This window comes from Thermodesulfovibrionales bacterium (genome assembly GCA_035622735.1).
In the GTDB taxonomy this organism is placed as follows: domain Bacteria; phylum Nitrospirota; class Thermodesulfovibrionia; order Thermodesulfovibrionales; family UBA9159; genus DASPUT01.
Genome location: DASPUT010000184.1, coordinates 1 through 6,928 on the forward strand (window position 1 = coordinate 1; position 6,928 = coordinate 6,928).

7 protein-coding genes are annotated in these 6,928 nt (G+C 53.3%); all 7 read right to left on the minus strand.

Translation table 11 applies throughout. The annotated features are described in order from the left end of the window. Positions 1–476 (minus strand): hypothetical protein (locus VEI96_09880; GenBank protein ID HXX58295.1); only part of this gene is annotated, 476 nt, incomplete at its 3' end. A 29-nt stretch (positions 477–505) separates the two neighbouring features. Next, positions 506–1,948 carry an amidophosphoribosyltransferase gene (gene purF, locus VEI96_09885; protein HXX58296.1) on the minus strand — a complete coding sequence of 481 codons (1,443 nt, stop codon included), beginning with the start codon at positions 1,946–1,948 and terminating at the stop codon, positions 506–508. Positions 1,949–1,957: 9 nt separating this feature from the next. Continuing rightward, the gene (locus VEI96_09890) at positions 1,958–2,641 is read right to left on the minus strand and encodes a ribonuclease H-like domain-containing protein (protein ID HXX58297.1); all 684 of its coding nucleotides are present in this window, start codon (positions 2,639–2,641) and stop codon (positions 1,958–1,960) included. Positions 2,642–2,723: 82 nt separating this feature from the next. Beyond that, positions 2,724–4,031, minus strand: a complete 1,308-nt coding sequence (locus tag VEI96_09895; protein ID HXX58298.1) for a S41 family peptidase — start codon at positions 4,029–4,031, stop codon at positions 2,724–2,726. 57 nt (positions 4,032–4,088) lie between these two features. Next, positions 4,089–5,309, minus strand: coding sequence for a peptidoglycan DD-metalloendopeptidase family protein (locus tag VEI96_09900; GenBank protein ID HXX58299.1), 1,221 nt, complete (start codon positions 5,307–5,309; stop codon positions 4,089–4,091). A 49-nt stretch (positions 5,310–5,358) separates the two neighbouring features. Then, positions 5,359–6,267 carry a permease-like cell division protein FtsX gene (locus VEI96_09905; GenBank protein ID HXX58300.1) on the minus strand — a complete coding sequence of 303 codons (909 nt, stop codon included), beginning with the start codon at positions 6,265–6,267 and terminating at the stop codon, positions 5,359–5,361. Then, positions 6,233–6,928, minus strand: a 696-nt coding sequence (gene ftsE / locus VEI96_09910; GenBank protein HXX58301.1) for a cell division ATP-binding protein FtsE, incomplete at its 5' end; no start/stop codon positions are given. The genes VEI96_09905 and ftsE, both read right to left, overlap by 35 nt.

Consider the following 6,928-nt stretch of genomic DNA (forward strand, 5'->3'; position numbering starts at 1 on the left):
GCGTACCGACAGCCGCAGACCCTCGTCAGGAGGTCTCTAAAACGGGTATGGCTCGTAGAATAATTGGAAAGGGCAATGACCGCATGCACTATCGAACGACGATATTTTTTTACGATGCCTTCCGCCTTTTCGATCAATGCATCAGAGGTCTCCTTCGAAAGGAGCGAGGTGAAAAGACCTGCCGTTTTTAATGCGTCGGCCGCCCTCTCGCCAAAGGCCATCCGCCAGAGATCCTCAGGCGGTTCCACGCCGTGGCCCTTCGTCGAGGGGAACTCGTGGAAAGACACTTTCCTTGCGAAGGCCTTACCGATTTCTGCAGTAAGCAGCGCAAGGTCCCTCAGCCTCTCCCGCCTGCATCGGTCATGGGCCTCGAGGAGCTCGTTTTCCCTGATCCTGTCGGTAAACACAAGGACACGTTCCTGCCGGGTAACGCCGAGGTTTCTTGTAAAGATCGATCTGATCGATTCCGTTACCATGGAGCAGCCGTCCCGGACTCTCCCGGCAGCTATCGGAACATGAATTCCAGCTGTTCGAGGTGTTCGCCCGGGAATCCGATGGGATAGTCGTTGTCGAAACAGGCCGTGCAGAAATCCCCGGAATCGGGAACGATCCTCTTCGTGCCTTCGAGGCTGAGATATGCGAGGGAATCGGCCGTCAAATATTTTCTTATCTCTTCAAGCCGGTGCGTGGAAGCTATGAGTTCCTGCCGGGTCGGGGTATCGATACCGTAGAAACAGGGGCCTATGGTCGGCGGAGAACTGATACGCATGTGAACCTCTCTGGCGCCTCCCACCTCGCGGATCATCTTCACGATCTTCTTGCTCGTCGTTCCCCTCACGATTGAGTCATCCACAACAATAACCTTCTTCCCCTCGAGGAGTCTCCTTACGGGGTTCAGTTTTATCTTTACACCGAAATGCCGGATGCTCTGGCGCGGTTCGATGAACGTCCTTCCGACATAGTGGTTCCTTATGAGGCCGAAATCAAAATGGATTCCGCTTTCTTCCGAGAACCCGATGGCGGCCGGCACTCCGGAGTCAGGTACGGGAATGACGATATCGGCATCGACCGTTGATTCGCGCGCGAGCTGATGCCCGAACTCTTTCCTTATTTCATTCACGTTCTGATAGCCGAAGATATAACTGTCCGGACGGGAAAAGTAGATATACTCGAATATGCAGTGCGCCTTCCTGAGGCTCGGCAGCGCCCTCACAGACTTCATGCCGCTCTCGTTTATGACAAGCAATTCGCCGGGTTCGACATCCCGGATATATGTTGCGTTTATCAGGTCGAGGGCGCAGGTTTCCGAGGCGACCACATAGGCGCCGTCTACCTGACCAAGGCAGAGCGGCCTTACCCCGTGAGGGTCCCTCACCGCTATCAATTCCTTTTCCGTAAGCACCAGGAGACTGAAGGCCCCGCTGACCCTCTGCAGCGCCTGAATGATTCTGTCGCTCGACCCTTCCCCTTTTGCATGGGCAATGAGATGGACGATCACCTCGCTGTCTGACGAAGATTGAAATATGGCGCCTTGCTCCTCGAGCTCTTTCCGGAGTTCCGTGGCATTGACGAGGTTGCCATTATGCGCCAGGGCGAGCGTGCCAAGGGCGAAATTAGCGACGATCGGCTGTACATTTTTCAGGACGCTGCTTCCTGCGGTGGAATAGCGGTTATGTCCGATCGCCATGTGCCCGGGCAGTCTCTTGAGCCTCTTTTCGGTAAATATGTCAGCAACGAGACCCATGGCCTTTTCCGTATAGAGCTGTTTCCCGTCGGAGGAACATATGCCGGCCCCTTCCTGCCCTCGGTGCTGCAACGCGTAAAGACCGAGGTAGGTCAGATTGGACGCCTCCGGGTGATTGAATACGCCGAATACTCCGCATTCCTCGCGGATGTCGTGAAAGAGCAACGGCGACTTACGGGGATGGACGGTCTTTTTCAATTCCACAGTTGTCTCCTATGATCTCCCGGGGGAAAATCGTATGTATTTTTCCCAGTACGTGTGGAGTTCCTTTGTGGCTATGATATCGCCGAGGCAATATTTTGCTATATCGAGATACCTCTTCGACGAGAACAGCTCTTTGACCTCGTAACCGGTTATTCCTTCGGATTTCGGGCTCTTAATGCCGAACGTCTTGCACCACATATCGAGACTGAATCTCCTCTTGGTCGCTCCGTAAAAAGTAAGCTGGTCGAGAAGGTCGATATGTGCGCCGTTATATCTGTTCGGCATCAGATCGCGTGAAGGCGCCACCTTGTGTACTGCCGATCTCACCATGATAAAAGGGCAATCAAAGCCCCTGCCGTTGAACGTGATGAACTGGTCATAGCTCCTGACCGTATCCCAGAAATGCCCGATAATCTCGCGCTCCGTACCGGAACGAAAACTGATGCCGTTCTCCTCGAAGGGTGAGAGAGATTCACCCGGGGATTGAAAATAGACCGCGCCCTTCATCGAGTCCGGATTCATCATGCCTATAGAAATAATCTCTCCGGTAACTGGATAGAAGGAGAGACTTTCCTTAACCCCTTGAATCTCTTCCTCCGTTTCGGTCCACCTGAGGAGATAGTCCTGCGTCATCTTATCGAAGGACTCAAAATCCCTCCCGACGGTCTCAATGTCGAAAATGATGCGCGACATGAGATCGGTCTAACGCGAAACGGCCGGCAGAGAGCCGTATGGGACTCCCGTATCCGAAGCTTTCATCCCTCAGTCTGCACTCTTACGATGCCTTGGGTAATTCCTTGAAAACCTTCCACGTCTTCAGAAGGTCTATCGCCCGCTGGAGTTGCAAGTCATCCTTTTCGGATACCTCGAGGGGAGCGGTCTCCTGTTGAGGTTTCGCCACTTCCTCTTCCTGTTCGTTCTTAAGATGACGCTCCAGGTCTTTCTCTCTCATGACCGTATGCTCTTTCGCGCCGTTTTTTGCCTCCAATTTTGCGACGATATCAGGCGTGATCCCGGTGGATTGAATAGATGTCCCGCTCGGAGTATAATAGCGAGCCGTAGTCAGCCTGAGACCGGAACCGTCACTGAGAGGGATGACGCTCTGGACCGATCCTTTCCCGAAGGTCTGGACTCCCAGTATTACCGCCCTGTGCCAGTCTTTGAGGGCGCCGGCAACGATTTCAGAAGCACTCGCGCTCCCCTGGTTCACGAGCACGATCATCGTCGGTTTGTCATAATAGGGCAACTTCCCGCCCGTCTTGTATTCGGTCTTATCACCACTCCTGTCTTTAATATAGACAACGAGTTTCCCGGGGGGCAGGAACTGACTCGTGACATCGATCGCACTGTTCAGGAGTCCGCCGGGGTCATTTCTCAAGTCAAGGACGAGGGAATGCATCTTCTCGTCGTTCAGCTTGGTTAGTGCCGCTGCCAGATCCGCAGCAGTCTGCTCCTGGAATTGGGTCAGTTTTATGTAACCGATACCCTCTTCGAGCATCTTCGACTTCACGCTTTTTATCTTGATGATATCCCTCTCGAGCGTAAAATCCTTCGGCTCCTTCCAGTCATCACGCATGATGGTTATCTTTACCTTTGTCCCCTTGGGCCCCCTCATCTTATTCACGGCATCGTGGAGGGCCATGTCCCTCGTGCTCTGATCGTCAATCTTGATGATCCTGTCGCCGGCCATTATCCCCGCCCGATAGGCAGGCGTATCCTCGATCGGTGCAATGACCGTGAGGACGTTGTCCTTGATCCCGATCTGGATACCGAGTCCCCCGAACTCCCCCTTTGTATCGACTTGCATCTCCTTGTAGACATCGGGGGGCATGAAACTGGAGTGGGGATCGAGGGAATTTAACATCCCCTTGATCGCACCGTAGACGAGGTCCTTCGTCTTTACGTCCTCCACATAATTCTTCTTCACGATCGAGAGGACTTCCGTAAATGTCTTCAGATTTTCATATCCTTCAACCTCTGCGCTTACACGGCCTATTGACCATCTGCCGACCATGATGCCCGCTGCGGCAACCGTCAGAACCAAAAACCACGTGATAAGTATCTTCCGCCTACTGCGCGCCATCTCTCTGTCTGACCTCCTCTTATTCGCCCCGAATGCTTTGCCGCACCTGCTGGGGCACTATCTTTTTCTTAACCACTGCATCGGATCAAGGGGCTTGCCCTTATATCTAATCTCGAAATAAAGAGAGGGAGCGCTGAGGATTCCTGACTCTCCTGCCCTGCCCACGACCTCCCGCCCCTTTATTATATCTCCAACCTTAAAAAAAATCTCCGATAGGTTTGCGTAGAGCGTGTGATACCCTTCTCCGTGGTTGATGATGAGGAGGTTACCGTAGCCCTTGAACCAGTCTGCAAAAACGACCTTGCCTTCGTGTACTGCCTGTATGGAATCGTCATCTGCCTTGATATAGATGCCGTTCCTGAAAACAGGGGTATTGAACCGGGGATCTTTCTGACTGCCGTAAGGGACAGCGACCTTGCCGCCGACAGGCCATGAGAGTTTTCCCTTGAGTGCCGAAAATCCCCGCGCTTCGTACGTCTCCTTCTCCTCAAGTTTCTTGATGACCTCAGAGAGCCGCCTGGCGGCTTCCCCTAACTCCCTGAGCATCTTCTCCTGAGTGGACTTCTCACTTCTGACCGACGTGAGGAGATACTCCCTATCCCTTTTCTTTTCCTCAAGGGTCTTTTCCGTAACCCGGATTCTGTCTTCGCTCACCCTCAGATCCGCACGGAGACTTTCGAGCCGCTTTTCTTTTTCTTCCAACTTCCTCAGGGTATCGAGATAACCGTCGATGACCCTTCTCTCATAGAGCGAGATGATTTCGAGGTACTTCCAGCGCCGCATAATCTGCGCCATATCATCCGCTGCGGTAACGAGAACGAATAATTCGTATGATTGTCCATATCGCTGCATCGCCTGAAGCTTCCTCTTCATCCACGCCCGCTGTTTGTCCAGCTGCCCCCTATTCGTCGCTATGTCGGCCTCAATCGCCTTCATCTCCGATTCCGTTTTTTGAAGTCGCACCGTCTGCTTCCTCAGTTCCGCTCTGACGGCGTCGAGTCCCCTGTTCGCTGTGTCGATTTCCTCGATGACCGAGTGCTCTCGCCTCTTCGCTTCGTCAAGCTTCTTCCTGTGCGCCTCCATCTCCTTTTGAAGCCTCCGATACTCCTCCTTAGGGTTTTCAGCGGAAGCGGTTCCGGAGAGAGGCAGTACTGCGGTAAGGACCAAGAAATATGTGCCCAGGGAAAGGGCAATGGGCACTAACTCCCTGATCCCGTGGAACGAGCGAAGGAACCTTTCGGAAAAGGAACGGGGAGCTACGCATCTTCTCCGGAGCATGATGCCGTCCTCTCCTTTCATACCGTCATCGCCATGGATGAGGGAAGTCCTAAAACTTAATCCTCCCGATCGCGATGAACGCACCGGCGATCCCCAGGAAAAAGCCAGCACCCGGCACGCACGCGAGGATTCGCTGAGGGAACACCACGGCACCGAAAAGAGGGGCCGTCGCAGTCAACTGCATAACCACAATGGCATAAAAGGCGAGAATGAAGATGAGGCTGATGCCGCCCCCGGCCGCACCGATCACCCCTCCCTCCACGAGAAAAGGTAGTCTGATGAATCTTTTCGTTGCGCCGAGGAGTTTCAGGGTCTCTATCTCTTCCCTCCTCCGATAGAAGAGTATCTTGACGGTGCTATAGCATATGAAAATGATACCGGCGGCCATGATGACCGTGAGGATAAGGCCCGCGGTCTGAACCCCTGTCTTGAGAGAATGAAGAGAGACGAGGAACTTCTCTCCGTACTGTATATCCTCCATGCCCGGAATCTTCCGTATATCGGAAACGAAGGATTTTACCGATTCCGGTCCCACGACTTCTCGTTTTAACCGGATCTCGATCGAAGCAGGCAGGGGGTTTTCATTCAATCCTTCAAGGATGTAGTCGGCACTCTTCATTGAGGCCTTCAGTTCACGGAGCGCCTCGGCCTTCGAAGTGTAGGTCACCTTTTCGACGCTCCGGTGCTTCTTGAGTGACGCAATAATTTCCTGCGTATCCTGTTCGGAAATCCCTTCTTTGAGATATGCAACAACGGAGAACCTCTCGGGAAGTCTTTTCGTGAAGAGATTCAGATTGTACATGAAAAGTACGATGAGGGTCAGGACGAGGAGTCCCATCGCTATGGTGAGAATCGATAAGAGGTTGATCCACCGCTCGCGCCACAGGCTCCGGAGGGCCACCTTCATCGCATAGGGCATCGGCCTATCCCCTCGCTTCTCCCACAAGGGAACCGGCATCAAGCCTGATGACCCGTTTGCCGCTATTCTTGAAGAGATCCCGGTTGTGGGTCGCGATGAGTATCGTAGTCCCCTTTGCATTGATTTCCCGGACTATGTTCATGATCCCTGCCGCGGTGTCTGCATCAAGGTTTCCTGTCGGCTCATCAGCAAGGAGTATGGTCGGCTCTCCGATGATCGCCCTCGCTATCACTACCCGCTGCTGTTCTCCCCCTGAAAGAGCGGGGGGGAAGCTGTCTGTCTTATGTCTGAGATTCACCATCTTCAGCGCATCGAGGACCTCTTCTTTCACATTCCTTTCAGGAACGTTCCTCACCCTGAGCGACAATGCCACATTATCGAAGACCGTCATGTTATCGAGGAGCCGGAAATCCTGAAAGACGATGCCGGTGTTCCTCCTGAGGAGTGGAATCGTGGAGCCGTCAAGCCTGTCCGTTTGCCAATCCGCTACGGATACGCTGCCGGAATCAGGGAGTTCCGCCGCATAGATGAGTTTGAGGAGGGTCGTCTTACCGGCGCCGCTCGGGCCGGTTATAAAGGCCAGTTCACCCTTTTCGAAGGAAAGGGTTATGTTCCTGATTGCCGTGTTCGTATCATAGTACTTTGAGACATTATCGAAGTGTATCATAGAGAAGTCTTTACGGTCTTTACAATCTCCTCC